The organism is Serratia proteamaculans, assembly GCF_946227095.1.
GTDB lineage: Bacteria > Pseudomonadota > Gammaproteobacteria > Enterobacterales > Enterobacteriaceae > Serratia > Serratia proteamaculans_E.
Genome location: NZ_CAMISV010000020.1, coordinates 35,569 through 62,500 on the forward strand (window position 1 = coordinate 35,569; position 26,932 = coordinate 62,500).

A 26,932-nucleotide genomic window follows, 5' to 3' on the forward strand; every position below is an offset into this window, starting at 1 on the left:
ATGGCCGAACCTCGTTTTATTCACCTGCGCGTTCATAGTGACTACTCCATGATTGATGGATTAGCCAAGATCGGACCGTTGGTGAAAAGAGCCGCCGCGTTAGCCATGCCTGCTTTGGCAATTACCGACTTTACCAACCTGTGTGGTCTGGTGAAGTTCTATGGCAGCGCGCACGGCGCCGGGATCAAACCGATCATCGGCGCAGATTTTCATGTGCAAAGCGAAGTGCTGGGCGATGAGCTGGCACAGCTCACCGTACTGGCCGCCAATAATGAAGGTTACCAAAACCTGACGTTGCTGATTTCGCGCGCCTATCAGCGTGGTTACGGCGCCGCCGGTCCGATCATCGACCGTGACTGGCTGATTGAACACCGTGAAGGGCTCATTCTGCTCTCTGGTGCCCGTCTGGGCGACGTCGGCAAGTTTCTGCTGCGCGGCAACCAGCCTCAGGTGGAGCAGTGCCTGGAGTTCTACCAGCAGTACTTCCCCGACAGTTATTATCTCGAACTGATCCGCACTGGTCGGCCGGACGAAGAAAACTACCTGCATGCTGCGGTGGCGCTGGCGACGGAACGTGGGCTGCCGGTGGTGGCCACTAACGATGTGCGTTTTCTGGTAGCGGATGACTTCGATGCCCATGAGATCCGCGTAGCCATCCACGACGGCTTCACGTTAGACGACCCCAAGCGTCCGCGTAACTATACTCCGCAACAATACATGCGTAACGAAGACGAGATGTGCGAGCTGTTTGCCGACATCCCGGAGGCGTTACTCAACAGCGTAGAGATCGCCAAACGTTGTAACGTGACGATCCGCCTTGGCGAGTACTTCCTGCCGCAGTTCCCAACCGGTGAGATGACCACCGAGGATTTCCTGGTCCTTAAGTCGAAGGAAGGGCTGGAGGATCGTCTGGAGTTCCTGTTCCCGGATCCGCAGGTGCGCGCTGAGCGCCGCCCTGAATACGACGAACGTCTGGATATTGAGCTGAAAGTGATCAACCAGATGGGCTTCCCGGGCTACTTCCTGATCGTGATGGAGTTCATCCAGTGGTCGAAGGACAACGACGTGCCGGTAGGGCCGGGTCGTGGGTCTGGTGCCGGTTCACTGGTGGCCTATGCGCTGAAAATCACCGATCTTGACCCGCTGGAATTTGACCTGCTGTTCGAACGTTTCCTTAACCCGGAACGTGTTTCGATGCCTGACTTCGACGTCGACTTCTGCATGGAAAAACGCGATCTGGTGATTGAGCACGTCGCGGAGATGTACGGCCGTGAGGCGGTATCGCAGATCATTACCTTCGGTACCATGGCGGCGAAAGCGGTTATTCGCGACGTGGGCCGTGTACTGGGTCACCCGTATGGCTTCGTTGATCGCATCTCCAAGCTGGTGCCGCCCGATCCGGGCATGACGCTGGAAAAAGCCTTTGCTGCCGAGCCGCAACTGCCGGAGATCTACGAGGCCGATGAGGAAGTCAAAGCGCTGATCGACATGGCGCGCAAGCTGGAAGGGGTGACGCGTAACGCCGGTAAGCACGCCGGTGGTGTGGTGATCGCACCGACCAAAATCACTGACTTTGCCCCGCTGTATTGCGACGCTGAAGGCCAGCATCCGGTAACCCAGTTTGACAAGAACGATGTGGAATACGCCGGGTTGGTGAAGTTTGACTTCCTGGGTCTGCGAACCCTGACCATCATCGACTGGGCGTTGGCGATGATCAACGCCCGCCGTGCGAAAACCGGGCTGGAACCGATCGATATCGCCGCCATTCCGCTCGAGGACAAGAAAAGCTTCGACATGCTGCAGCGTTCGGAGACCACGGCGGTCTTCCAGCTCGAATCACGCGGCATGAAAGACCTGATCAAACGCCTGAAGCCCGACTGTTTCGAAGATATGATCGCACTGGTGGCGTTGTTCCGCCCAGGGCCGCTGCAGTCAGGCATGGTAGATAACTTTATTGACCGTAAACACGGACGTGAAGAGATTTCCTATCCGGATATTCAGTGGCAGCATGAGTCGCTTAAACCGGTGCTGGAGCCTACCTACGGCATCATCCTGTATCAGGAACAGGTGATGCAGATTGCCCAGGTACTGGCCGGTTATTCGCTGGGCGGCGCGGACATGTTGCGTCGTGCGATGGGTAAAAAGAACCCGGTTGAGATGGCCAAGCAGCGCGGCGGTTTCGAGGACGGGGCAAAATCACGCGGCATCGACGGCGAACTGTCGGTAAAAATCTTTGACCTGGTGGAGAAATTCGCCGGTTACGGCTTCAACAAGTCGCACTCCGCCGCCTATGCGCTGGTGTCATACCAGACGTTGTGGCTGAAGGCGCACTATCCGGCCGAGTTTATGGCGGCGGTAATGACCGCCGATATGGACAACACCGATAAGGTGGTGGGGCTGGTGGATGAATGCTGGCGTATGGGCCTGAAAATCCTGCCGCCGGACATCAACAGCGGCCAGTATCATTTCCATGTTAACGACGAAGGTGAGATCGTTTACGGCATCGGCGCAATCAAAGGCGTCGGGGAAGGGCCGATTGAAGCTATTCTTGAAGCGCGTAACAGTGGCGAGCAGGGCTATTTCAAAGACCTGTTTGATCTCTGTGCACGCTCTGATATCAAAAAACTGAACCGCCGTATTCTGGAAAAACTGATCATGTCCGGGGCATTCGACCGCCTTGGGCCGCACCGTGCCGCACTGATGAATTCATTGGGCGACGCCCTGAAAGCGGCCGATCAGCATGCCAAAGCCGAAGCGATTGGCCAGGTGGACATGTTTGGCGTACTGGCGGAAGCGCCAGAGCAGGTGGAGCAATCCTACGCCAACGTGCCCCTCTGGCAGGAGCAGGTGGTGCTGGACGGTGAACGGGAAACTCTGGGGTTGTACCTCACCGGCCACCCGATCACCCAGTACCTGAAGGAAATCGAACGCTATGCCGGTGGCCAGCGTTTGAAAGATATGCACCCGACGGATCGGGGCAAGATGACGACCGCCGTTGGGCTGGTGATCGCCTCACGGGTTATGGTCACCAAGCGCGGTAATCGCATCGGAATTTGTACGCTGGATGACCGTTCAGGCCGTCTGGAAGTGATGTTATTCACCGATGCGTTAGAAAAATACCAGCATTTATTGGAAAAAGACCGTATCCTGATCGCCAGTGGACAGGTCAGCTTTGATGACTTTAGCGGCGGGCTTAAAATGACTGCCCGCGAGCTAATGGACATCAGTGAAGCTCGTGAAAAATACGCTCGCGGACTTGCTATCTCGCTGACGGACAGGCAAATTGATGACCAGCTTTTGAACCGTCTCCGTCAGTCTTTGGAACCCCATCGCTCGGGGACGATTCCAGTGCATCTTTACTATCAACGGGAAGATGCGCGGGCCAAGCTGCGTTTTGGCGCAACCTGGCGCGTGACGCCCACCGACCGCTTATTGATAGATTTGCGGACTTTGGTAGGTAATGAGCAGGTGGAACTGGAATTTGACTAAAATAGGAATGCTATGAGTCTGAATTTTCTTGATTTTGAACAGCCGATTGCAGAGCTGGAAGCGAAAATTGACTCGCTGACTGCAGTCAGCCGTCAAGACGAAAAATTAGATATTAATCTGGACGAAGAGGTTAAGCGCCTTCGTGAAAAGAGCGTTGAGCTGACGCGCAAGATTTTTTCCGATCTTGGGGCTTGGCAAGTTGCCCAATTGGCACGCCACCCACGCCGTCCTTATACCCTGGATTATATCAAACACATCTTCACCGACTTCGAAGAATTGGCAGGCGATCGCGCTTATGCCGATGACAAAGCGATTGTCGGTGGTATTGCTCGTCTGGATGGTCGCCCGGTGATGATCATCGGTCATCAGAAAGGCCGCGAAACCAAAGAGAAAATCCGCCGTAACTTCGGCATGCCAGCACCGGAAGGCTATCGCAAAGCGTTGCGCCTGATGGAAATGGCTTCTCGCTTCAAACTGCCGTTGATCACTTTCATCGACACTCCAGGGGCGTACCCGGGTGTGGGCGCGGAAGAACGCGGCCAGTCAGAAGCGATTGCCCATAACCTGCGTGAAATGTCTCGCCTGAATATCCCGGTGATCTGCACCGTGATCGGCGAAGGCGGTTCTGGCGGCGCATTGGCTATCGGCGTTGGCGACAAAGTGAATATGCTGCAGTACAGCACCTACTCGGTGATCTCACCGGAAGGCTGTGCCTCCATTCTGTGGAAGAGTGCCGACAAGGCTCCTCTGGCTGCAGAAGCGATGGGCATTACCGCACCGCGGCTGAAAGAACTGAAGCTGATCGACTCGGTGATCCCGGAGCCTTTGGGCTCTGCTCACCGTGACGTGCCGGCGATGGCAGCCTCGCTGAAAGCGCAGCTGTTGGCTGATCTGAAAGATCTCGACGGTCTGAACAACGAAGAGTTGCGCAACCGTCGTTACCAACGCCTGATGAACTACGGCTACTGCTGAGTTTTATCATGTGTTGCAAGAAACCGCCTCCGGGCGGTTTTTTTTTGGCCGATGAAAAGGGGGTTTTGGGGTACACAGTCCGGGGTTTTCATGTTGTTATAGACGATTGCTGGTTAACTGACAGGAGCAGCCGTTGAATATCATCGCGATCATGAGCCCAGCGGGCGTTTATTATAAAGACGAGCCGATCCGCGAGCTTCACACCGCACTGACTGCAATGGATTTCCAACTGGTGTATCCGAAAAACAGCGGTGACCTGTTAAAGCTGATCGAGGCCAACGCGCGCATTTGCGGAGTGATTTTTGACTGGGACGATTACAGCCTGGAATTGTGCAGCGACATCAATGAGCTGAATGAATATCTGCCGTTGTATGCCTTTATCAACACCCACTCCACCTTTGACGTCAGCCTGCATGAAATGCGGATGGCGCTGTATTTCTTCGAGTACGCTCTGAATGCGGCGGATGATATTGCCCAGCGCATCCAGCAATACACTGACGAATATATCGATACTATTACGCCGCCTTTGACCAAGGCGCTGTTTAACTACGTGCGTGAGGGGAAATACACCTTCTGTACCCCAGGGCACATGGCCGGTACCGCCTTTCAGAAAAGTCCGGTTGGCTGTTTGTTCTACGACTTTTTCGGTGCCAATACTCTCAAAGCCGACGTTTCGATTTCGGTCACCGAACTGGGGTCATTGCTGGATCACACCGGTCCGCATCTGGAGGCCGAAGAGTATATTGCGCGTACCTTTAACGCAGAACAGAGTTATCTGGTGACCAACGGCACCTCCACCGCCAACAAAATTGTCGGCATGTATTCGGCACCGACCGGCAGCACGGTATTGATTGATCGCAACTGCCATAAATCCTTATGCCATTTGCTGATGATGAGCGATATAGTCCCGATCTACCTGCGCCCACTGCGTAACGCCTATGGCATTCTCGGTGGCATCCCACAGCATGAATTTACCCATGAGAGCATTGCCGGCCGGGTCGCGGCGACGGCTAATGCCAGTTGGCCGGTACATGCGGTGATCACCAATTCTACCTATGACGGTTTACTGTATAACACCGATTACATCAAACAGACGCTGGATGTGCCCTCGATCCACTTTGACTCAGCCTGGGTGCCCTACACCAACTTCCATCCGATTTACGACGGCAAGAGTGGCATGAGCGGTGAGCGCACGCCCGGCAAGGTGATCTACGAAACCCAGTCTACGCACAAATTGCTGGCAGCGTTTTCGCAGGCCTCGATGATCCACATTAAGGGTGACTATGACGAAAGCACCTTTAATGAAGCCTATATGATGCACACCACCACTTCGCCGAATTACGGCATTGTGGCCTCGATGGAAACCGCGGCGGCGATGCTGCGTGGTAATCCGGGGCGGCGTTTGATTAATCGCTCGGTGGAGCGTGCATTGCATTTCCGCCGCGAGGTACAGCGGTTGCGAGGGGAGAGCGATAGCTGGTTCTTCGACATCTGGCAGCCGGAGGAGATCGACGAGGCGCAGTGCTGGCCACTGAACCCGGATGATAACTGGCACGGTTTCGGCAATACCGACCGCGACCACATGTATCTCGATCCAATCAAGGTCACCATCCTGACGCCGGGCATGAATGAGTTGGGCATGCTGGAAGAGAGCGGGATACCGGCGGCGCTGGTGGCGAAGTACCTGGATGAGCGCGGTATCGTGGTAGAAAAAACCGGGCCTTATAACCTGCTGTTCCTGTTCAGCATCGGTATTGATAAAACCAAGGCGATGAGCCTGCTGCGTGGTCTGACCGATTTCAAACGCGCTTACGATCTCAACCTGCGGGTGAAGAACATGCTGCCGGATCTGTTTGCGGAAGATCCGGATTTCTACCGCAATATGCGCATCCAGGATTTAGCTGCTGGGATCCACAGTTTAATCCGCCGGCACGATCTGCCAGGCCTGATGCAACGGGCGTTTGACGTGCTGCCTGAAATGAAGCTGACGCCGCATCAGATGTTCCAGCAACAGGTGCGTGGCAACGTAGAAACCTGCGAACTGGATCAGTTGGTTGGCAAGGTGGCTGCCAATATGATCCTGCCTTATCCGCCGGGGGTACCTTTGGTGATGCCCGGCGAGATGATCACCAAAGAGAGCCGTGCAGTACTCGATTTCCTGCTGATGCTGTGCTCGATCGGCGAACGCTATCCGGGCTTTGAAACCGATATTCATGGTGCGAAACTGACCGAGGACGGACGTTATCTGGTGAAGGTGCTGAAAGCGCCGCTAGCTTAAGCAAACTCCCGGCAAATCAGGTTCACGCTGCTTGATGGCAGCGGTTCCTGCGTCAGCCCACAAAATGGTTGGCCGTCCTGCCGCTGGTGATAACGGCAACGATGGCATTCGCCGAATAACGCCACGTTATCATCCTGCTTTTGCAACTGGCGCAGTAACTGCGTCAACAGTTCCAGCAACTGCCCACCGTCCTGCTGCATGGCATCCTGCGCATTTTGTAAGTAGGCCGGTGGGAACAGAGCATCCATCAATGCACGTGACTTGTCGGTCAGCTTTAACCTGACGCTACGGCGGTCCTTCTCATCCGCAGTACGGGCGATCATCCCATTACTTTCCAGCTTTTTTAGCGATTGCGATACCGTGCCCTTGGTCAGGCCGAGATATTCCGCCACTGCCATCGGCGTGTTGGAGTAATGGTTGCAGCGTGCCAGATAATACAACGCACTCAATTGCACCGGTGGCAGGCTATCCAGTTCTTCATGGTTGCGCAGCCAGCTGCGTTGCAGGCTATTCAGTCGCTCCAGTAAATCAAACAGTCTCAATATATCCTCCTCATTAGGCCGTTAAAATAGTATCGATTAAAAACTATATTGACAAGTCAGGAGGGAGGATTTATTGTGCATTTGGTTTCGAATCGAAACTAAGTGGGTGGGCATATTTCGCCCGCAACAGTCATAACCAAGGAGAATTATCATGACTAAGGCCGTTTTCTATCACGCCGGTTGCCCGGTTTGCGTCAGCGCAGAGCAGCAGTTGTTGGACCTGTTGAGCCAGGATGTGCAGGTGGAGGTGGTGCATCTGGGTGAAAAGCCGGCGCGTCTCGCCGATGCAGAAAAAGCCGGGGTACAGAGCGTGCCGGCACTGGTGGTGGATGGGCAGGTATTGCACATCAACTACGGTGCGGCATTGGCTGATCTTAAAGCCTGATCGGTCCGTTACGTTACAGAGACCTGAATGACAGTCCCGTCTTATCCTGCGGGGCTTTTTGCCGTTGACGTTGCCCGCGTCGCCGGATACCGTGCCTCATCAAACCGATAATGAGGCAGCACCATGTTGGCACTACGTCAGGTACATCACATCGCAATCATTGGTTCAGATTATGCTGCCAGTAAGCGTTTTTACTGCGATATTCTGGGTTTCACCCTGCAGGGTGAGTTCTATCGTGAAGAGCGTGATTCCTGGAAGGCGGATTTGGCGCTCAACGGTCAATACAGTATCGAACTGTTTTCATTCCCGTCACCGCCCGCCCGCGTCAGCCGCCCGGAAGCCTGTGGCCTGCGCCATCTGGCGTTCAGCGTCGACGATATTGAGCAGGCCATTCAGCATTTGCAAACTGCCGGGGTGGTTTGTGAGCCGGTGCGTGTCGATCCTTATACCCAGTCACGCTTCACTTTTTTCAGCGATCCTGATGGACTACCTCTAGAATTATATGAGGTATGAATGCTTAATCGGGGCGTATCGACGCAGGCCACGCCCTCATATGGTATTATCCCGCGCTTGCCGTACCCCCTTTTGAGTTATTTTCACTATGCAAGAACCTGTTTTTCGCGTTGGTGAGTGGTTGGTTACTCCCGCAGACAACAAAATAAGCCGTGACGGGCGCCAACTGGCGTTGGAACCCCGCTTAATCGATATGCTGCAATATTTCGCCCGACACCCGGATGTGGTGTTGAGTCGCGATGAGCTGATCGATAACGTTTGGAAGCGCAACATCGTCACCAATCATGTGGTGACCCAGAGTATTTCCGAACTGCGCAAATACCTGAAAGACGGGGACAGTAACAGCCCGGAATACATTATTACCGTGCCTAAGCGTGGTTATAAGTTGGCTGCGCCGGTGATGTGGTGTGAAGGGGAAGAGGCGACCCTGCCTGCGGCGCCACGGCTGGCGGTCATCACTCATGAGCCGGAAGATGGCAGTGAAGACGACGGCATAGACTATCAACCGCCAAAACCCAGCGTGGCAAAAATGCCCGCGGCAAAACCGAAGGCGCCTTTTTACCGTCAATCTCCGTTCTGGGTCTGGTTGGCTTTCCTGACCGCGTTGAGCGCTTGTGTGGTGTTTGTTGCTATCGCAACGTTGTCCCAGCGTATTCCGGAATCCACTATGCCGGTGCTGATGAACCCGCGTGATATTGATATCCGCATTCAGGGAGGCAACAGTTGCAGTAACTGGACGCCGCAACTTTCCTATGTCGTCGGCCTGAGCGAAGTGGTGACGGATTCGCTGAATACCTATTCCACCTTCCTGGTGCACGATCAGACCAACTATAACTACACCGGGCCCAGCAGCTCGGGTAAATCGCTGACCATTGAGTTCGTCAACCAGCGCCATTATCGCGCGCAGCAATGTTTCCTGTCGGTACGGCTGGTGGACAATGCGGACAGCTCGATCATGTTGGATAAACGTTACTTTGTGACTACGGATAACCAGCTAAAAATTCAGGAGGACTTCCTGAGCAGTCTGTCTGTGGCACTCAATCAGCCATGGCCGGCACCCTTGCAGCAGCGCCTGATGCAGCTGTTGCCCAACTCCGGCCCGGCCCTGCAGCAGTATTATCAGGCGCATCAGCTGCTGATCCAGGGGGATATCGATTCCCTGACCCATGCCAGCAATCTGTTGGGCGAAATGGCTAAAAAATCTCCAGACTTTATTTATGTTGCGGCGGAAAAAGCGCTGGCGGACTTGCTGCGTAACTCTTATCAACCTTTTGACAGCGTGCAACTGACGCAGCTGGAGACGGAGATAACCCGCCTGGATGCGCTGCCGGCATTAAAAGACAGCCCGATTATTCAGCAAATCCGTACGATACAGGCGCTGGGGGAGGGGAAAACCGATGAGGCTTATCAGGCGATAAATAAGGGTATCGAGCTGCAGATGTCATGGATGAATTATGTGTTACTCGGCAAGGTTTATGAGATGCAGGGTCATAACCGTTTGGCTGCAGACTCCTATATCACCGCGTTTAATCTGCGCCCGGGTGAGAATACGTTGCATTGGATCCGCAATGCCGTCTTCCATACCTCAGTCAACACCGTAGTTCCCTACCTCGAAAACTACAACCCCGATAAACAAACTCAATAAACCCACACCGCCGGGCGATATCATTGCTCGGCGGTGTTATTTGTTGTGTTTTATTTGTTAAATAAAATAACCCCATGCGTTGATGAATTATCCTCTTATATTCTCATTTGTTATTGTGGATAACATGCTTATCTTATTGTTTTTAATTGAAGTTTATCTTTTCTTGAGCGCGTATTTATCTCTTGATGTGTTAATGAAAAACCTCAATTTATCATTTGTATGATCATGAGCGTAATATCACTTTATCTTTAGGACTTTATTCCCGCCGATGATTAGCATCCTGACTATCAAGTTCGGTCATTAGCAAAATTGCATAACGACCAAGACTTATAAGAAATCAAAATCAGGAGAAACTGACCATGGCTTCATCCAAGAAAATAGGGCTTATTGCCTGCACCGGTGTCGTTGCCGGTAATATGATGGGGAGCGGCATTGCCTTATTACCCGCGAACCTGGCAAGTCTCGGTTCTATCGCTATCTGGGGATGGGTAATCTCCATTATTGGTGCTATGTCGCTGGCTTATGTTTATGCGCGTCTGGCCACCAAAAACCCACAGCAGGGTGGTCCTATTGCTTACGCCGGTGAAATTTCCCCGGCATTTGGTTTCCAGACCGGCGTGCTTTATTACCATGCTAACTGGATCGGTAATTTGGCCATCGGCATTACCGCAGTTTCTTACCTCTCTACCTTTTTCCCAGAGCTGAACAATCCGGTGCCGGCAGGTATCGCCTGTATCGCCATCTTGTGGGTGTTCACCTTTATTAACCTGCTCGGCGGGACCTGGGTCAGCCGTTTGACCACCCTCGGCCTGGTGTTGGTGCTGATCCCGGTGATTGTGACCGCGACTGCCGGCTGGCATTGGTTCGACGCTGCAACCTATCACGCTAACTGGAACACTTCTGGTACCACCGACAGCCATGCGGTAATCAAAAGTATTCTGCTGTGCCTGTGGGCGTTCATCGGCGTAGAGTCTGCCGCCGTGAGCACCGGCATGGTGAAAAACCCGAAACGCACCGTACCGCTGGCAACCATGCTGGGTACCGCGCTGGCCGGGATTATCTACATTGCGGCCACTCAGGTGATGAGCGGTATGTTCCCGGCTAGCCAAATGGCTGCCAGCGGCGCACCGTTCGCCGTCAGTGCCTCTGCCATTATGGGTAACTGGGCCGCACCTTTGGTCTCTGCCTTTACCGCCTTTGCCTGCCTGACTTCACTCGGTTCTTGGATGATGCTGGTTGGCCAGGCTGGGGTCCGTGCCGCCAACGACGGTAACTTCCCGAAAGTTTACGGTGAACTGGATAAGAACGGCATTCCTAGAAAAGGCCTGCTGTTGGCCAGCTGCAAAATGACCGCGCTGATGGTACTGATTACTGCCATGAGCTCCGGCGGTGGTAAAGCTTCCGATCTCTTCGGGATGTTGACCGGTATTGCGGTGCTGCTGACCATGCTGCCTTACTTCTACTCTTGCGTAGACCTGATCCGCTTTGAAGGCGTCAACATCCGTAACCTGTTGAGCCTGGTGGCATCGGTTCTGGGTTGTGGTTTCTGCTTCATCGCACTGATGGGGGCCGAATCGTTCGAACTGGCCGGCACCTTCATCATCAGCCTGATCATCCTGATGTTCTACGCCCGCAAAATGAATACCCGTCAGACAGCTAAAGCCAATGCTGTAGCCATCGACAACAGCTCGACGGCCAAAGCGCACTAAGCACGCACTGACCCACTTCTTAATTCAGCCCCTTGCAACAACTATTGTCATCCGTGATGGCAAGGGGCTCGCATTACCTGGAGAAATGATTATGAACGTTATTGCTATCATGAACCACATGGGTGTCTACTTCAAAGAAGAGCCCATCCGCGAACTGCACAACGCGTTGGAAAAACTGAACTTCCGCATTGTCTACCCTAACGATCGCGAAGACCTGCTCAAACTGATCGAGAATAATGCCCGTCTGTGCGGGGTGATCTTTGACTGGGATAAATACAACCTTGAGCTGTGCCAAGAAATCAGCGAATTGAATGAGTACATGCCGCTGTATGCCTTTGCCAACACCTATTCAACGCTGGACGTCAGCCTGAACGATCTGCGTATGCAGGTGCGTTTCTTTGAATATGCGCTCGGTGCGGCCAACGACATTGCCGACAAGATCAAACAAAACACCGATGAGTACGTTGACACCATCCTGCCACCGCTGACCAAAGCGCTGTTCAAATACGTGCGTGAAGGTAAATACACCTTCTGTACTCCGGGTCATATGGGCGGTACCGCCTTCCAGAAAAGCCCGGTCGGCAGCCTGTTCTATGATTTCTTTGGCCCGAACGCGATGAAATCCGACGTTTCTATTTCGGTTTCCGAACTGGGTTCACTGCTGGATCACTCCGGCCCGCACAAAGAAGCTGAAGAGTATATTGCTCGCGTCTTCAACGCTGAACGCAGCTATATGGTGACTAACGGGACTTCTACCGCCAACAAAATTGTCGGTATGTACTCCGCACCCGCCGGCAGCACCGTGCTGATTGACCGTAACTGCCACAAATCGCTGACCCATCTGATGATGATGAGCGACATTACGCCGATCTATTTCCGCCCGACCCGTAATGCTTACGGCATCCTTGGTGGTATTCCACAGAGCGAATTTGCTCGCACCACTATCGCTAAACGCGTGAAAGAGACGCCGAACGCGACCTGGCCGGTACACGCGGTAATCACCAACTCGACCTACGACGGTCTGCTGTATAACACCGATTTCATCAAGAGCACGCTGGATGTGAAATCCATCCACTTTGACTCTGCCTGGGTGCCTTACACCAATTTCCACCCGATTTATAAAGGCAAATGCGGTATGAGCGGTGGCCGCGTGGAAGGGAAAGTGATTTATGAAACCCAATCCACCCATAAACTGCTGGCGGCGTTCTCACAGGCTTCGATGATCCACGTGAAAGGCGACATCAACGAAGAAACCTTCAATGAAGCCTACATGATGCACACCACCACTTCACCGCACTACGGCATCGTGGCCTCTACCGAAACCGCAGCGGCAATGATGAAAGGCAATGCCGGTAAGCGTCTGATTAACGGTTCGATTGAACGTGCTATTAAGTTCCGTAAAGAAATCAAACGTCTGAACGTCGAGTCTGAAGGCTGGTTCTTTGATGTTTGGCAGCCAGAGCACATTGATGAAGCGGAATGTTGGCCACTGCGTTCCGATAGCGCCTGGCATGGTTTCAAAGGTATTGATAACGAGCATATGTACCTTGACCCAATCAAGGTCACCATGCTGACTCCTGGGATGAGCAAAGACGGCGAAATGGAGTCGTTCGGTATCCCGGCCAGCCTGGTTGCTAAATACCTTGATGAGCACGGCATCATTGTTGAAAAAACCGGCCCGTATAACCTGTTGTTCCTGTTCAGCATCGGCATCGACAAAACCAAAGCTCTCAGCCTGCTGCGCGGTCTGACTGACTTTAAACGCTCGTTCGATCTGAACCTGCGGGTGAAAAACATGCTGCCTTCGCTGTACAAAGAAGCACCAGAGTTTTATGAGAACATGCGCATCCAGGAACTGGCCCAGAACATTCACAATCTGGTGAAACACCATAACCTGCCAGACCTGATGTACCGTGCTTTTGAAGTGCTGCCGGCGATGGTGATGAATCCGTTCAAAGCCTTCCAGAAAGAGCTGCACGGCGAAGTGGAAGAGGTTTATTTGGAAGACATGGTGGGCAAAGTGAATGCCAACATGATCCTGCCATATCCTCCGGGTGTTCCTTTGGTCATGCCGGGTGAAATGCTCACCGAGGAAAGCCGTCCGGTGCTGGAATTCCTGCAAATGCTGTGCGAAATCGGCGCGCATTATCCAGGCTTCGAAACGGATATCCATGGTGCTTATCGCCAGGCGGATGGATGTTACACCGTGAAGGTGTTGAAAAACGATAAATAAGTGAAATAACAGGGGGAGGCGCTTGCGCTTCCCCTTTTGTCGTTCACCGACTGATGGGAGAAAACAATGAAAACACCCTCACAGCCGCGCGCAATCTACTATGTCGTAGCAATACAAATTTGGGAATATTTCAGCTTTTACGGCATGCGTGCGTTACTTATTCTCTATCTTACCCACCAACTTGGTTATTCCGACAGCCGCGCCATTAGCCTCTATAGCGCCTACGCTTCCCTGGTCTACGTCACACCGATCCTCGGCGGCCTGCTTGCCGATCGCCTGCTGGGCAACCGCGTCGCGGTCATTGCCGGCGCGGTACTGATGACGCTGGGCCATATCGTACTCGGCCTGAGCGCCGTCTCGACGCATTCACTCTACCTGGCACTGTCGATCATCATCTGTGGCTACGGCCTGTTTAAATCCAATATCAGTTGCCTGCTGGGCGAGTTGTATCAACCGCAGGACACGCGCCGTGAAGGGGGCTTTTCACTGCTGTATGCCGCCGGTAATGTCGGCTCGATCCTGGCACCTATCGCCTGTGGGCTGGCGGCCGAACGCTACGGCTGGCACGTCGGCTTTGCGCTGGCGGGGATCGGCATGCTGGCCGGGTTGACGATCTTCCTGTTCGGCAGCCGTCATTTCAGCCACACGCGCGGCGTAGATCGGGCGCAGATGTGCGTTACCACGCTGCGGGTACCGAACTGGGTATGGCTAAGTGCCATGTTGTTATTGGCGCCGCTGTTCTTCACTGCGCTGTTTATTTACGACCTGGCCGGCCAATTATTGATGCTGGTGTGCGCTGCCGCGGTAGTGATGGTGATCCGCATTATGGCCCGGGCCACCACGGTGCAACGCCGTGGGCTGTGGCAGATAGTGATGTTGATGCTGTTGGGCACCTTGTTTTGGGCCTTTGCCCAGCAGGGGGGCAGCTCGATCAGTCTGTTTATCGATCGCTTTGTCGACCGCCAATGGTTTTCCTGGACGGTGCCGACCGCATTGTTCCAGTCGGTTAACGCTTTTGCCGTGATGTTTGGCGGTGTGATGCTGGCCTGGTTGGTGCGGGGCAACGGCAATGGCAGTCGCACCCTGCGCATTTGGGGAAAGTTCGCCTTTGGTTTGCTGCTGATTGGCGTCGGTTTTACCCTGATGGCGCTTAACGCCCGTTATGGCCAAGGGTCAATGAGCCTGATGATCGCCGGGCTGTCGGTGATGGGGCTTGCCGAACTGTTTATCGATCCAGTCGCTATGGCGCAGATTACCCGGCTGAATATCCCCGGCGCTACCGGGGTGCTGACCGGTATTTATATGCTGACCACCGGCTCGATAGCCAATTACCTGGCCGGCATTATCGCCGGTCAAACCGCTGAAGATCCGGCTACGGGAGCGACGGCGCAGGCCTATGTCCACCTGTTTGCACAAATTGGTTGGTGGGCATTGGGATGCACGGCGGCAGTGGTGGCAGTGTTGGCCATGTGGTGGTTGCTGGCCGGTCGTCATATCCGTGCGGTTAATGCTTGATTGATAGTATGACGGGGGTTAACGTGCAGCTATCTGGACGTTATTAAGCCTAATCAATGAATAGCAATCAATTATCTGCACAGCTTGCCCGCCAATTGGGCGCACATCGGCACTTGCTGGTGGCATTCAGTGGCGGGCTGGATTCCAGCGTGCTGTTGCACCTGCTGGTGGGGTTACGCCAGCAATTGCCAGACTTGCAGCTTCGCGCAGTACATGTACACCACGGCCTGAGTGCTTTTGCCGACCAATGGGTAGCGCACTGCCAGCAACAATGCGCTGCCTGGCAGCTACCCTTGGTGGTTCAGCACGTGCAGGTTGATAGCCAGCACGGGGGGATCGAAGCCGCAGCCCGGGCAGCACGTTATTCTGCTTTTGCTACCACGCTGCTGGCCGGTGAAACCTTGCTTACCGCGCAACACCTTGACGACCAATGTGAAACCTTCCTGCTGGCACTAAAACGTGGCAGCGGCCCGGCGGGCCTGTCGGCAATGGCTGCACAGACGTCGCTGGGGGAGAATAGCCTGCTGCGCCCACTGTTGGGTCACTCCCGCCAGCAGTTGGAAGCCTACGCGCAGCAGCATCAGCTCAGCTGGATTGACGACGACAGTAATCAGGACTCGCGCTTCGACCGCAATTTTTTGCGCCTGCAGATATTGCCGCTGCTGAACCAGCGCTGGCCGCACTTTGCCGCTGCGACGGCGCGTAGCGCCAGCCTGTGTGCCGAGCAGGAGCAATTACTGGATGAGCTGCTGGCAGAACAACTGCACTCGCTACTCGACGAAGAGCGTACGTTGGCGATTGATGGTCTGCAGACGTGCTCGCCGGCCCGACGTTTTGCTTTGTTGCGCCGTTGGATCGCGCTATTTGGCGTTACCATGCCCTCACGCGAACAGTTGCAGCGGCTATGGGATGAAGTGGCGCTTAGCCGCGATGATGCCGAACCGCAATTGCAACTGGGACAATATCAGCTCCGCCGCTTCCGCCGACGCCTGTCTCTGCTGCCACTGATGGCCGATCTGCGTGAAATTTGTCTAAACTGGTCATTGGCCAGCTCGCTGACACTGCCGGATGGATTGGGTGAGCTGGTCAGTGGGGAGGGCGAGATTTGCCTGTGTGCGCCGCAACCCCAGCAAAAAGTCAGTATTCGTTTTACCGCTCAGGGTAAACACCGCATCCTTGGGCGCGCCCATTCGCGACCGATTAAAAAACTGTGGCAGGAGTTGGGTATTCCTCCGTGGCAGCGTGAGCGTATCCCGTTGATCTATTATGATGACCAGCTTATCGCTGCGCTGGGTGTTTTTGTCAGCGAGGCCGGACAAGTGCCCGAAGGGCAGCAACCCTGGCGGCTGCATTGGCGTAAAAAATAATAATAGACTGAGGAAGCATGATGAAATTTGTGAGCGCAATGGTGGTGATGTTGGGGCTGTGCAGTTTGCCGGCGATGGCGGCGGGCGATGCGGCAGCGGGCAAGGATAAATCCGCCAGTTGTATGGCGTGCCACGGGGCGGAAGGGAAGGTTTCAATGCCCATGTACCCGAATCTGGCGGGGCAAAATGCCATGTATCTGGAGCATGCGCTGCAGGCGTACAAGAAGGGCGAGCGCAATGGTGGGCAGGCGGAAGTAATGAAAGCCTACGTTTCCGCGCTGTCTGATGAGGATATTGCCGATCTGGCGGCCTACTATGCCAGTCTCAAACCCTAGGCCAGTCTCAAACCCAAACCAGCCTGAAGCCATAAATGACGAGGGCAGCCGTTGGGCTGCCCTGTTGGGATGGCGTTACCGCTAAATCAATCAGACAGGCTGACGACCACGGTACCGATTTCCGGATGACTGAAACTGAGGATGTGATCCAGGCGCAAGCTGAGAGCGTCGCCGGCCCGATCGATAATCAGGTACTCAACGCCCTTGGTAAACTTCAGCTCGGTGGCTTTGCCTTCGAGTTTTTCTCCGTCGCGTAACTCCAGCTTCAGAATGTAGTTATGCTGACAGGCGAGTTCCAGGCTTTCATAGTCATCGCAATTGATGGATTGGTACTCATCATTCATCAACATAGTCGCTCACCAATAAGTTAGCGGCGGCAAAGGCCGCCTGTTCCCTAACGGAGGACGGTAGCGTGCTATTCGCAGCAACTTCGTCCAATGCCTTTAATACACATGCTAACGCATCAGGCACGTAGCCGAGATCACCACTGCCGATCTCGGCGTAAAAACGGCGTACTAACTCACAGTATTGTTGCACAGTTTCCTCCCTTAAGAACCTCTGCGTCATCGAAGCCCAATAGCGATGAGGCGCAGGCACTCGGAGCTTAACTCTATCCTAGACGACTATAGCACAGCTATTGTGGAGTTATTAGCACCTCAGCGCGGCTTTCGCACCGGGCTTTGCCCGGCCGGGCTGGCCGCGGTTGGGCCAAATCTAGTACACTGTCGCCTGATAATAATGAGGTCACCCATGGCGCTGAAAGCTACTATTTATAAAGCCACGGTCAATATCGCTGATATGGATCGTCACTTCTACCACGACGCCACGCTCACTTTGGCCCAACATCCTTCTGAAACTGAACAGCGCATGATGCTGCGTCTGCTGGCCTGGATCTGCCATGCCGATGAGCGACTGGTGTTTACCAAAGGTCTGAGCGCCGATGATGAGCCGGAAATTTGGCGACGTAACGATCATAACGGGCTGGAAATGTGGATCGAAATGGGCCTGCCGGATGAGAAACGCATCAAGAAAGCCTGCAACCAATCACCGCGAGTAGTGCTGTACGCTTACGGCGAACGTGCGGGCCACGTATGGTGGCAATCGATGCAGAGCAAAGTGGCAAACCACAAAAACCTAAGCATCCGTTTTTTGGATGATGAACAATTAGGCAAGCTGGCGGCGCTGGTTAGCCGCAATATGACGCTGCAGGCCACGCTGCAAGAGGGAACTATCTGGCTTTCTGACGCTCAGAATAGTCTGGAAATCCAGTTTGCCGAATGGCAACAGGCACAGGTGTGACCGGTGCTTGAACTGTCAAGAAACTTAGCCATACCGGATAACGAAGTGGAATTGACGGCAATCCGCGCGCAGGGCGCGGGCGGCCAGCACGTGAACAAAACCTCAACGGCTATCCATTTGCGCTTTGACATCCGGGCATCCAGCCTGCCAGAGTATTATAAGGAAAGGCTGCTGGCCCTGAATAATCATTTAATTACCGCCGATGGCGTGGTGATTATTAAAGCGCAGGAATATCGCAGCCAGGAATTAAACCGCGAGGCGGCGCTGGCCAGACTGGTTTCGTTGATCCAGCAGGCGATGGTGGTGGAAAAAACACGCAAGGCGACCAAGCCCACTAAAGGGGCAAAATTACGTCGCCTGGAAGGCAAGGTACGCAAAGGCGCGACGAAAGCGCTGCGCGGCAAGATCCGCACTTAAGGACACATGAACACAGTAGGAGAATAACTGTGAAAAAAATTACACTGGCCCTGTTTTTAGCGGCAGGGGCACTTTCGTTACTGGGATGTAATAACCACTACCAGCCGAAAGAACAACCTCTTCAGGCGATGCAACAAAGTTATCAGGGCGTGCTGCCTTGTGCTGACTGCGGTGGTCTGGATACCAATTTGTTCCTGGATAAAGACGGCACTTTCGTGCTGCAGGAAACCTATCGCGGCACCAAAGACGGCGATCAAACCTTTGCTGACTATGGCAAATGGGCGCGTACTGCCGATAAGCTGGTGCTGACCGACAGCCGTGGCGATAAGCGCTATTTCCGTCCGGTGGGTAAAAGTTTGGAAATGCTCGATCAAACCGGTATGCCGATTGAATCTCAGCTGAATTACCGTCTTGAACCGGTAGAGAAAGCCTTGCCTAAAACGCCGATGTCGCTGAAAGGCAGCTACACCTACATGGCGGATGCGGCGGTGTTTAAAGATTGTGCCACCGGTAAGACTTTCCCGGTCGACAATACTATTGCGCTGGAGCAGGGTTATGCCAAGGCTTACAAAACGCCGGGTGAACCGGTGTTCCTGACCCTGAATGGCCACTTTAGCGTTCAGCCGTCAATGGAAGAGGGGCTTACCGAGAAGGCACTGGTGCCGGACGGAAAAATAGCCTTCGACCGCAGTAAAAATTGCGACAGCAAATAATCGCCATAAAAAAACCCGCCTAGGCGGGTTTTTAGTTTCTGCAATAGCGGATTAGCGCTTGATCTGTCCCAGCAGGAAATCAATGACTTCGCCGGTTTTAATCATTCGCTTCTCGCCGACACGGCGGTTCTTGTACTCAATCTCTTCGCTGTCGAGGTTACGATCGCCGATCACGATAGAGTGCGGTACGCCAATCAGTTCCATATCCGCGAACATCACGCCTGGACGCTCTTTACGGTCATCGAGGATCACGTCGATACCGTGGGAACGCAGCGTGTTGTACAACTCTTCTGCCAGCGCCTGCACGCGGAAGGATTTGTGCATGTTCATTGGCAGGATAGCCACCTGGAATGGCGCGATAGCATCCGGCCAGATGATGCCGCGTTCGTCATGGTTCTGCTCGATAGCGGCAGCGACCACGCGGGTGACCCCGATACCGTAGCAGCCCATGGTCAGCACCTGATTACGGCCGTCTTCGCCCTGTACGGTGGCTTTCATCGCTTCTGAGTATTTGGTACCGAGCTGGAAGATATGACCCACTTCGATACCGCGCTTGATCAGCAGTGTGCCTTTACCATCCGGGCTGGCGTCGCCTTCTACGACGTTACGGATATCGGCAACCTGTGGCAGCGGCAGATCGCGCTCCCAGTTGATGCCGAAGTAGTGTTTACCGTCGATGTTGGCACCGGCACCAAAATCACTCATCGCCGCTACGCTGCGATCGGCAACCACGGGAACCTGCAAATTGACCGGACCGAGTGAGCCAGGGCCTGCACCCACGATGGCGCGGATCTCTTCTTCGGTGGCAAAGACTACTGGAGCAGCAACCTGCGGCAGCTTCTCGGCCTTGATTTCATTCAGTTCGTGATCGCCACGCACCAGCAGAGCAACCAGTTTGTGGCCGCTGTCTTCTTTGGCTCGCACCAGCAATGTCTTGACGGTTTTTGTCACCGGCAGTTGGAATTGCTCTACCAGCTCGGCGATGGTCTTGGCATTCGGCGTATCCACAACGCGCAGTTCTTCACTGGCTGCAGCACGAGGTTCGGCCGGGGCAACCGCTTCTGCCAGTTCGATATTGGCGGCAAAATCGGAGCCGGTGGAAAACACGATATCATCTTCACCGCTGTCGGCCAGCACCTGGAACTCGTGTGATGCGCTACCGCCGATCGAACCGGTATCGGCATCCACCGGACGGAAGTCCAGACCCATACGGCTGAAGATTTTGCTGTAGGCTTCGTACATTGCTTCGTAGGTTGCCTGCAGAGATTCCTGTGAGGTATGGAACGAGTAGGCGTCCTTCATCAGGAATTCACGTGAGCGCATAACGCCGAAACGTGGGCGCACTTCATCACGGAACTTGGTCTGAATCTGGAAGAAGTTCAGCGGCAGCTGCTTGTAAGAGCTGATTTCGTTACGGATCAGATCGGTGATCACTTCTTCGTGGGTTGGACCCAGCACGAAGGGACGATCGCCACGATCAACAAAGCGCAGCAGCTCAGGGCCGTACTGTTCCCAACGGCCGCTTTCCTGCCATAAATCGGCAGGTTGTACCACCGGCATGCAAACTTCGATCGCGTTAGCATTGTTCATTTCTTCGCGAACGATGTTTTCAACCTTTTTCAGAACGCGCAGGCCGGTCGGCAGCCAGGTATAAAGACCGGAGGCCAGCTTGCGAATCATCCCGGCGCGCAGCATCAGCTGGTGGCTGATCACTTCGGCATCGGCAGGTGTCTCCTTCAGGGTGGAGAGCAGATATTGGCTAGTACGCATGGTGTTTTGGTTCCGTTAGAACTGCAAATTGCAACCGGCTGCCAGTAGTTAGGGCAGCCAAAATTTTCGAAAGTGATTTAGTTTACCAGTGCGAGCGGGTTGTCAAAAGAGAGACGGTGGAATTTTAACGCAGGTCGACAGACAGCACCTCGGTTTGTTGATCCACCACTCGCCAACGCACGTTGAAATCCAGTAGCCAGACGGCATAATCCCGTTCCGCTGATTGCCCCTTGCGGTAGGCCGGACGTGGATCCTGAGCCAGCACCTGGCTGATAAAACGCCGCAGGTGCGGATAACGCTGCTGATGTTGTTGCAGCTGTTGTTCCGCCTCTGGGGTAAAGCTTACCGGCATATCCCCGGAGGGTGCTGCCTGAGCAAACCCAGCGCGGGCCTGCGGCTGGCTTTCGGCAAACGGCAGATAGGGTTTGATATCCACCACCGGCGTGCCGTCAACCAGATCGAGACTGCCCAACTCGAGCACCACTTCGCCGCCCTGCACCCGTACGCCTTTTAATTCGATCAGCGACATGCCGAGCGGATTGGGGCGGAAGGTCGAGCGGGTAGCAAATACTCCCATCCGGGCATTACCGCCGAGGCGGGGTGGCCGGACGGTAGGCCGCCAGCCGCCCTCCATGGTTTGATGGAAAATAAACATCACCCACAGATGGCTGAATTCGCTGAGGCCGCGTACCGCTTCCGCCTGATTATAGGGCGGCAGCAGCACTAACTCACCGCCACCGTCTTCGACTAATCCCGGTTGGCGGGGAACGGCGAACTTTTCTTTATACGGTGAACGGATGGTACCGATCTGATTGAAAACAAATTCGGTCATTTGGACGAAACGTTAAGCGCTGAACCCTGGCAAATAGCCTGTTGGTAACAGCCGGCAACACCGCTGACAATCTGGCAGTCATGCAACAGCACGGCATTAGCCTTCATATAAGAGGCGCGGATTTGCATACGCTTACGGGCGGCTGCCAGATTCGGCGGTGAATCCTGTACCGTTGTCTGGCAGGATTCGCCAGAGACTTCACCCAGATCGCGGAATGGTTTACCCACTAATTCTTCTGCACTTTTGTACAGTTTAACCGGTGCCGGACGTGCTGCTGGCGTGGTTTTCGTCGGAGTGGTTGTTACCGGTTTGCTGGTGCTGTTTGTTGACGGGGGCGCAAAACGCTGCGACGAACACCCTGCCAGCGCAAGCGCTAACAAACAGAGAGGTAAAGCACGCATTGAGATTCCTCTGCCTTGATGGAATAGGTAAGTGGCGCTATTGAAGCAATCTATGGTGGAAATAACAAGACGGGCCGTAGCCCGTCTAGATATAAGACAAACACCCGAAAAACGCGTTTTTCGGGTGTTTGGGGTAATTCAGAAGATCTAATTCTTTGTTTTCATTAGGACTAAATCATTACTTTTAGCCGCAAAGAACTATCTCAACTCTCTCGACGGGCCGTAGCCCGTCTTGCAATTATAGGAATAAATTCGGTAATTAATGATTACCAGCCTTTAACTGCACCACCGTTAAAGATCTTGTTGGCTGCTTCGTTCACTTCGTCAGACTGGTAAGCCTGAACGAATTTCTTCACGTTTTCCGCGTCTTTGTTGTCTTCGCGGGCAACCAGCAGGTTAACGTACGGTGAGTCTTTATCTTCAACAAACAGACCGTCTTTTGCTGGCGTCAGGCCAATCTGGCTGGCGTAAGTGGTGTTGATTACCGCCAGGGCGATTTGCTGATCGTCCAGTGAACGTGGCAATTGTGGGGCTTCCAGCTCGACCAGCTTCAGGTTTTTCGGGTTTTCAGTCACGTCCAGCACGGTCGGCAGCAGGCCAACACCGTCTTTCAGCTTGATCAGGTTAACCTTCTGCAGCAGCAGCAGGGAACGGCCCAGGTTGGTTGGGTCGTTAGGCAAGGCAACCTGAGAACCGTCTTTCAGCTCGTCCAGCGATTTGATTTTCTTGGAGTAACCGGCAATCGGATAAACGAAGGTGTTGCCGACCGGCACCAGCTTGTAGCCGCGATCCTTGATCTGCTGATCCAGATAGGGTTTGTGCTGGAAGGCGTTCAGATCGATATCCCCTTTGCTCAGCGCTTCATTTGGCAACACGTAGTCATTGAAGGTCACCAGTTCGACGTCCAGACCGTATTTCTCTTTCGCCACTTTTTGCGCGATTTCAGCGACCTGCTGTTCAGCACCGACAATCACGCCGATTTTGATATGGTTCGGATCTTTTTCTTCCTGACCGCAGCCTGCCAGAGCCAGAGTACCGATCAGTGCGCCGATTGCCGCGATGGATTTAAATTTTAACGACATATCCCTTCCTCATTAGACTCGCATTTGAAATACGCTGTGTAAGCGCAGTTGCTGTAAAGTTATTTATGGGTGACGGCTTTGACGATCCGATCACCGAAGAACTGAATCAAGTAGACCAGCACCACCAGTAATACTAATACGGTATTCATTACTGTGGCGTTATAACCGATATAACCGTACTGATAACCAATCTGTCCCAGACCGCCTGCGCCTACCGCGCCCCCCATGGCGGAATAGCCCACCAAAGTGATCAAGGTAATGGTGGCGGCATTGACCAGGCCCGGCAGGGCCTCCGGCAGCAGCACCTTCTTGATGATTTGCATTGGGGTTGCTCCCATCGCACGGGCGGCTTCTACCAGACCGGATGGGATCTCCAGCAAGGCATTTTCCACCATGCGGGCAATAAAGGGTGCCGCACCCACGGTCAGCGGAACGATAGCTGCCTGCAGGCCGATCGAGGTACCAACGATCAAACGAGTAAATGGAATCATCCACACCAGCAGAATAATGAACGGAATGGAACGGAAAACGTTCACCAGGCCGGACAGCGTTCTATATAGCGTGTTGTTGGCGGCGATTTGCCCGGGGCGGGTTACATACAGCAGCACGCCAACCGGCAGGCCAAGCACGAAACCGAAGAAGCCGGAGACAAAGGTCATCATGACGGTTTCCCACACGCCACGTGCCATTAACCACATCATTGCCTCAGACATAACCCAGAACCTCTACTTTTACCTGATTTTCCTGCAGGAACTTAATCGTTGCCAGCGCGTCTTCATCACTGCCGTGCAGTTCTGCCAGCATCACGCCGAATTTAACACCGCCGGCATAATCCATCTGCGCACTGATAATGTTGTTGTTAACGTTGAAGCGACGGGCGGCTTCTGACAGTAGCGGTGCATCAACGGACTGGCCGGTGAACTCCAGACGCAGCAGGGGCTGACGTCCACCACTGCGTTCCGGTGCCAGGCGCTTGGCGTAGTCGTCCGGGATATCCAAATGCAGCGTGGCCTGAATAAACTGTTGGGCCAGCGGGGTTTTCGGGTGCGAGAACACTTCGCTGACGCTGTCTTTTTCAATCAACTGACCCTGGCTGATAACCGCAACCTGATCACAGATACGTTTAACCACGTCCATTTCATGGGTGATCAACAGGATGGTCAGGCCGAGACGACGGTTAATGTCTTTCAGCAGTTCCAGAATTGAACGGGTGGTGGCTGGGTCCAGCGCGCTGGTGGCTTCATCGCACAGAAGGACTTTGGGTTGGCTTGCCAGCGCACGGGCAATCGCCACGCGCTGCTTCTGGCCACCCGACAGGTTGGCTGGGTAGGCATCATGTTTGTCTGACAGCCCGACCAATTCCAGCAACTCGGTTACGCGTTTTTTGATTTCAGCGCGGGGAGTGCTGTCCAGCTCCAGCGGCAATGAAACGTTGCCAAATACTGTGCGGGAAGACAGCAGGTTAAAGTGCTGGAAAATCATGCCGATTTGACGGCGAGCGCGCGTCAGTTCGCCTTCAGACAGTGAAGTGAGATCCTGTCCATCAACCAGCACCTGGCCGGAGGTTGGGCGCTCAAGCATATTGGCGCAGCGGATCAGCGTACTCTTACCGGCACCTGATGCACCGATAACGCCATAAATTTGCCCGGCAGGGACGTGAAGAGTCACGTCAGAGAGCGCGGTAATGGTGCGCGAACCCTGCTGAAACACTTTGGTGATGTTAGAAAGTTTAATCATATTCTTCTTATTTTAGCGTGGTTGCCCGTGGCTAGATAAAAGTAAACCTTGGCGTGGACCAAGGTATGGATCAGATGTTAAGGCGTCTAGACGTCTAAGTCAACGATCAACGCGGTTCTCTGCCGTTCTCAGTACTGGGTAAAACATGCGATACTGTCCGCGTTTTCAGGCCCTCAGGAGCAAACCGGTGACACAAAGCGTTCCAGCAATTTTCCTCGATCGTGATGGCACGATTAATGTTGACCATGGCTACGTCCATGAAATCGATAATTTCCACTTTATTGATGGCGTGATTGACGCCTGTCGCGAACTTAAAAAGATGGGCTTTGCTCTGGTCTTGGTGACCAACCAGTCCGGCATCGCACGCGGCAAGTTCAGCGAAGACCAATTTATGTACCTGACAGAGTGGATGGACTGGTCGCTGGCCGACCGTGATGTTGACCTGGACGGTATCTATTTCTGTCCGCATCATCCAGAAGCAGTAATAGAAGAGTTCCGTCAGGTGTGCGACTGCCGTAAACCTCAACCGGGCATGTTGTTACAGGCGCAGCAGGAATTGAACATTGATATGGCTGCTTCTTATATGGTTGGCGACAAACCGGAAGACATGCAGGCAGCAATCGCGGCAGGTGTTGGGACTAAAGTGCTGGTGCGTACCGGCAAACCGGTCACTGAACAAGGTGAGAAACTGGCGGATTGGGTGTTAAACAGCCTGGCAGACCTGCCGGAAGCCATCAAAAAGCGGGTTTAGTAGACGTTATGCATGAATAGTGAGCGGTCAGATAAAAAGTGAATATAAACCCTTGTCATTCTGAACCAGCTCCCTATAATGCGCCTCCATCGACACGGAACATGTGAACAACTTCACAGAGTCTCCGGGGTTCGAAGAGAAAAAATCCTGAAATTTAGGGGTTGACTCTGAAAGAGGAAAGCGTAATATACGCCACCTCGAGATAGCAAGCTACGGCGGCTAACTCACTGCTCTTTAACAATTTATCAGACAATCTGTGTGGGCACTCCACAAGACGATATCCAGAACCTTCGGGTTCGAAAAAATATCAAGTCTTGAAGAGTGACCAAGCAATAAGTCGTTTCGTTGGCTTGTCCAACAGAATGACTATTACGAAAGTTATTTTCGAGCATCGCTTCACGAGTTGAAGCAAATCAAGCTTTTAATTGAAGAGTTTGATCATGGCTCAGATTGAACGCTGGCGGCAGGCCTAACACATGCAAGTCGAGCGGTAGCACAAGAGAGCTTGCTCTCTGGGTGACGAGCGGCGGACGGGTGAGTAATGTCTGGGAAACTGCCTGATGGAGGGGGATAACTACTGGAAACGGTAGCTAATACCGCATAACGTCTTCGGACCAAAGTGGGGGACCTTCGGGCCTCACGCCATCAGATGTGCCCAGATGGGATTAGCTAGTAGGTGGGGTAATGGCTCACCTAGGCGACGATCCCTAGCTGGTCTGAGAGGATGACCAGCCACACTGGAACTGAGACACGGTCCAGACTCCTACGGGAGGCAGCAGTGGGGAATATTGCACAATGGGCGCAAGCCTGATGCAGCCATGCCGCGTGTGTGAAGAAGGCCTTCGGGTTGTAAAGCACTTTCAGCGAGGAGGAAGGGTNCATTGACGTTACTCGCAGAAGAAGCACCGGCTAACTCCGTGCCAGCAGCCGCGGTAATACGGAGGGTG

At 53.8% G+C, this 26,932-nt stretch carries 24 protein-coding genes and 1 rRNA gene (1 of these 25 cut by a window edge); 16 read left to right on the forward strand and 9 right to left on the reverse strand.

Annotated elements, in window-relative coordinates:
* The 3 genes from dnaE to OC597_RS25385 all read left to right on the forward strand — a co-directional run bounded on the left by dnaE (position 1) and on the right by OC597_RS25385 (position 6,739).
* Positions 1-3,489 carry a DNA polymerase III subunit alpha gene (gene dnaE / locus OC597_RS25375; RefSeq protein ID WP_261258525.1) on the forward strand — a complete coding sequence of 1,163 codons (3,489 nt, stop codon included), beginning with the start codon at positions 1-3 and terminating at the stop codon, positions 3,487-3,489.
* Positions 3,490-3,501: 12 nt separating this feature from the next.
* Positions 3,502-4,461 (forward strand): acetyl-CoA carboxylase carboxyl transferase subunit alpha, encoded by a 960-nt coding sequence (accA, locus tag OC597_RS25380; protein WP_262211068.1) that lies wholly within the window; start codon positions 3,502-3,504, stop codon positions 4,459-4,461.
* A gap of 133 nt (positions 4,462-4,594) precedes the next feature.
* The gene (locus OC597_RS25385; RefSeq protein WP_262211069.1) at positions 4,595-6,739 is read left to right on the forward strand and encodes a lysine decarboxylase LdcC; all 2,145 of its coding nucleotides are present in this window, start codon (positions 4,595-4,597) and stop codon (positions 6,737-6,739) included.
* On the opposite strand, the gene OC597_RS25390 is transcribed toward OC597_RS25385, so the two are convergent.
* Complete coding sequence (locus tag OC597_RS25390) at positions 6,736-7,281, reverse strand: MarR family winged helix-turn-helix transcriptional regulator (RefSeq protein ID WP_085118514.1); 546 nt, start codon at positions 7,279-7,281, stop codon at positions 6,736-6,738. The genes OC597_RS25385 and OC597_RS25390 overlap by 4 nt on opposite strands.
* A gap of 151 nt (positions 7,282-7,432) precedes the next feature.
* Between OC597_RS25390 and OC597_RS25395 the strand changes: the two genes are divergently transcribed.
* The 8 genes from OC597_RS25395 (at position 7,433) to OC597_RS25430 (ending at position 16,983) form a co-directional block, all read left to right on the forward strand.
* On the forward strand, positions 7,433-7,666 hold the full coding sequence (locus OC597_RS25395; RefSeq protein WP_262211070.1) for a glutaredoxin family protein: 234 nt from the start codon (positions 7,433-7,435) through the stop codon (positions 7,664-7,666).
* A 123-nt stretch (positions 7,667-7,789) separates the two neighbouring features.
* On the forward strand, positions 7,790-8,179 hold the full coding sequence (locus OC597_RS25400) for a VOC family protein (protein WP_261258515.1): 390 nt from the start codon (positions 7,790-7,792) through the stop codon (positions 8,177-8,179).
* Between the two features lie 88 nt (positions 8,180-8,267).
* Complete coding sequence (gene cadC / locus OC597_RS25405) at positions 8,268-9,824, forward strand: lysine decarboxylation/transport transcriptional activator CadC (RefSeq protein WP_261258513.1); 1,557 nt, start codon at positions 8,268-8,270, stop codon at positions 9,822-9,824.
* A gap of 359 nt (positions 9,825-10,183) precedes the next feature.
* The gene (cadB, locus tag OC597_RS25410; RefSeq protein ID WP_099065020.1) at positions 10,184-11,533 is read left to right on the forward strand and encodes a cadaverine/lysine antiporter; all 1,350 of its coding nucleotides are present in this window, start codon (positions 10,184-10,186) and stop codon (positions 11,531-11,533) included.
* A 91-nt stretch (positions 11,534-11,624) separates the two neighbouring features.
* Positions 11,625-13,766 (forward strand): lysine decarboxylase CadA, encoded by a 2,142-nt coding sequence (gene cadA / locus OC597_RS25415; protein WP_262211071.1) that lies wholly within the window; start codon positions 11,625-11,627, stop codon positions 13,764-13,766.
* Between the two features lie 66 nt (positions 13,767-13,832).
* On the forward strand, positions 13,833-15,281 hold the full coding sequence (gene dtpD, locus OC597_RS25420) for a dipeptide permease DtpD (RefSeq protein ID WP_099065022.1): 1,449 nt from the start codon (positions 13,833-13,835) through the stop codon (positions 15,279-15,281).
* Positions 15,282-15,337: 56 nt separating this feature from the next.
* The gene (gene tilS / locus OC597_RS25425) at positions 15,338-16,648 is read left to right on the forward strand and encodes a tRNA lysidine(34) synthetase TilS (protein WP_262211072.1); all 1,311 of its coding nucleotides are present in this window, start codon (positions 15,338-15,340) and stop codon (positions 16,646-16,648) included.
* A gap of 17 nt (positions 16,649-16,665) precedes the next feature.
* Positions 16,666-16,983, forward strand: a complete 318-nt coding sequence (locus OC597_RS25430; RefSeq protein WP_181575030.1) for a c-type cytochrome — start codon at positions 16,666-16,668, stop codon at positions 16,981-16,983.
* Between the two features lie 86 nt (positions 16,984-17,069).
* On the opposite strand, the gene rof is transcribed toward OC597_RS25430, so the two are convergent.
* Positions 17,070-17,327 (reverse strand): Rho-binding antiterminator, encoded by a 258-nt coding sequence (gene rof / locus OC597_RS25435; RefSeq protein ID WP_349289746.1) that lies wholly within the window; start codon positions 17,325-17,327, stop codon positions 17,070-17,072.
* Positions 17,320-17,520: a YaeP family protein gene (locus OC597_RS25440; RefSeq protein ID WP_012146467.1), complete on the reverse strand. Its 201-nt coding sequence runs from the start codon at positions 17,518-17,520 to the stop codon at positions 17,320-17,322. The genes rof and OC597_RS25440 overlap by 8 nt, the downstream gene beginning before the upstream one ends.
* A gap of 213 nt (positions 17,521-17,733) precedes the next feature.
* Here OC597_RS25440 and OC597_RS25445 point away from each other — a divergent pair, with 213 nt between their 5' ends.
* From OC597_RS25445 to nlpE, 3 genes are read left to right on the forward strand one after another with little or no spacing between them, the layout of a single operon-like run.
* Complete coding sequence (locus OC597_RS25445) at positions 17,734-18,282, forward strand: YaeQ family protein (protein WP_099065025.1); 549 nt, start codon at positions 17,734-17,736, stop codon at positions 18,280-18,282.
* A 3-nt stretch (positions 18,283-18,285) separates the two neighbouring features.
* Positions 18,286-18,699, forward strand: coding sequence for an alternative ribosome rescue aminoacyl-tRNA hydrolase ArfB (arfB, locus tag OC597_RS25450; RefSeq protein WP_262211073.1), 414 nt, complete (start codon positions 18,286-18,288; stop codon positions 18,697-18,699).
* 29 nt (positions 18,700-18,728) lie between these two features.
* Positions 18,729-19,412, forward strand: a complete 684-nt coding sequence (nlpE, locus tag OC597_RS25455) for an envelope stress response activation lipoprotein NlpE (RefSeq protein ID WP_261258501.1) — start codon at positions 18,729-18,731, stop codon at positions 19,410-19,412.
* A 51-nt stretch (positions 19,413-19,463) separates the two neighbouring features.
* Here nlpE and proS read toward each other — a convergent pair whose 3' ends face one another.
* From proS to metN, 6 genes are all read right to left on the reverse strand, one after another.
* Entirely contained in the window at positions 19,464-21,182 is a 1,719-nt protein-coding gene (gene proS / locus OC597_RS25460; RefSeq protein WP_261285184.1) for a proline--tRNA ligase, read from the reverse strand.
* 124 nt (positions 21,183-21,306) lie between these two features.
* On the reverse strand, positions 21,307-22,014 hold the full coding sequence (gene tsaA, locus OC597_RS25465) for a tRNA (N6-threonylcarbamoyladenosine(37)-N6)-methyltransferase TrmO (RefSeq protein WP_261425213.1): 708 nt from the start codon (positions 22,012-22,014) through the stop codon (positions 21,307-21,309).
* Positions 22,011-22,415 carry an envelope stress sensor lipoprotein RcsF gene (rcsF, locus tag OC597_RS25470; protein WP_262211074.1) on the reverse strand — a complete coding sequence of 135 codons (405 nt, stop codon included), beginning with the start codon at positions 22,413-22,415 and terminating at the stop codon, positions 22,011-22,013. The genes tsaA and rcsF overlap by 4 nt, the downstream gene beginning before the upstream one ends.
* Before the next feature lie 266 nt (positions 22,416-22,681).
* Positions 22,682-23,497, reverse strand: a complete 816-nt coding sequence (locus OC597_RS25475) for a MetQ/NlpA family lipoprotein (protein ID WP_020828332.1) — start codon at positions 23,495-23,497, stop codon at positions 22,682-22,684.
* Positions 23,498-23,556: 59 nt separating this feature from the next.
* A complete protein-coding gene (locus tag OC597_RS25480) occupies positions 23,557-24,210 on the reverse strand; it encodes a methionine ABC transporter permease MetI (protein ID WP_012146460.1) in 654 nt (217 codons plus the stop codon).
* Positions 24,203-25,234, reverse strand: coding sequence for a methionine ABC transporter ATP-binding protein MetN (metN, locus tag OC597_RS25485; protein ID WP_112347204.1), 1,032 nt, complete (start codon positions 25,232-25,234; stop codon positions 24,203-24,205). The genes OC597_RS25480 and metN overlap by 8 nt, the downstream gene beginning before the upstream one ends.
* Positions 25,235-25,421: 187 nt before the next feature.
* Here metN and gmhB point away from each other — a divergent pair, with 187 nt between their 5' ends.
* The gene (gene gmhB, locus OC597_RS25490; RefSeq protein ID WP_085118871.1) at positions 25,422-25,985 is read left to right on the forward strand and encodes a D-glycero-beta-D-manno-heptose 1,7-bisphosphate 7-phosphatase; all 564 of its coding nucleotides are present in this window, start codon (positions 25,422-25,424) and stop codon (positions 25,983-25,985) included.
* A 422-nt stretch (positions 25,986-26,407) separates the two neighbouring features.
* Positions 26,408-26,932: ribosomal RNA gene (locus OC597_RS25495) — 16S ribosomal RNA — on the forward strand (it continues 999 nt past the right edge of the window).

What these genes read in the sequence shown, in the direction of transcription:
- cadA (WP_262211071.1), top strand. Translation starts at nt 11,625, where the DNA reads ATGAACGTTATTGCTATCATGAACCACATGGGTGTCTACTTCAAAGAA.
- tsaA (WP_261425213.1), bottom strand. Translation starts at nt 22,014, where the DNA reads ATGACCGAATTTGTTTTCAATCAGATCGGTACCATCCGTTCACCGTAT.
- proS (WP_261285184.1), bottom strand. Translation starts at nt 21,182, where the DNA reads ATGCGTACTAGCCAATATCTGCTCTCCACCCTGAAGGAGACACCTGCC.
- OC597_RS25480 (WP_012146460.1), bottom strand. Translation starts at nt 24,210, where the DNA reads ATGTCTGAGGCAATGATGTGGTTAATGGCACGTGGCGTGTGGGAAACC.
- OC597_RS25430 (WP_181575030.1), top strand. Translation starts at nt 16,666, where the DNA reads ATGATGAAATTTGTGAGCGCAATGGTGGTGATGTTGGGGCTGTGCAGT.
- rof (WP_349289746.1), bottom strand. Translation starts at nt 17,327, where the DNA reads ATGAATGATGAGTACCAATCCATCAATTGCGATGACTATGAAAGCCTG.
- OC597_RS25445 (WP_099065025.1), top strand. Translation starts at nt 17,734, where the DNA reads ATGGCGCTGAAAGCTACTATTTATAAAGCCACGGTCAATATCGCTGAT.
- cadC (WP_261258513.1), top strand. Translation starts at nt 8,268, where the DNA reads ATGCAAGAACCTGTTTTTCGCGTTGGTGAGTGGTTGGTTACTCCCGCA.
- accA (WP_262211068.1), top strand. Translation starts at nt 3,502, where the DNA reads ATGAGTCTGAATTTTCTTGATTTTGAACAGCCGATTGCAGAGCTGGAA.
- OC597_RS25400 (WP_261258515.1), top strand. Translation starts at nt 7,790, where the DNA reads ATGTTGGCACTACGTCAGGTACATCACATCGCAATCATTGGTTCAGAT.
- cadB (WP_099065020.1), top strand. Translation starts at nt 10,184, where the DNA reads ATGGCTTCATCCAAGAAAATAGGGCTTATTGCCTGCACCGGTGTCGTT.
- tilS (WP_262211072.1), top strand. Translation starts at nt 15,338, where the DNA reads ATGAATAGCAATCAATTATCTGCACAGCTTGCCCGCCAATTGGGCGCA.
- OC597_RS25475 (WP_020828332.1), bottom strand. Translation starts at nt 23,497, where the DNA reads ATGTCGTTAAAATTTAAATCCATCGCGGCAATCGGCGCACTGATCGGT.
- OC597_RS25395 (WP_262211070.1), top strand. Translation starts at nt 7,433, where the DNA reads ATGACTAAGGCCGTTTTCTATCACGCCGGTTGCCCGGTTTGCGTCAGC.
- dtpD (WP_099065022.1), top strand. Translation starts at nt 13,833, where the DNA reads ATGAAAACACCCTCACAGCCGCGCGCAATCTACTATGTCGTAGCAATA.
- dnaE (WP_261258525.1), top strand. Translation starts at nt 1, where the DNA reads ATGGCCGAACCTCGTTTTATTCACCTGCGCGTTCATAGTGACTACTCC.
- metN (WP_112347204.1), bottom strand. Translation starts at nt 25,234, where the DNA reads ATGATTAAACTTTCTAACATCACCAAAGTGTTTCAGCAGGGTTCGCGC.
- rcsF (WP_262211074.1), bottom strand. Translation starts at nt 22,415, where the DNA reads ATGCGTGCTTTACCTCTCTGTTTGTTAGCGCTTGCGCTGGCAGGGTGT.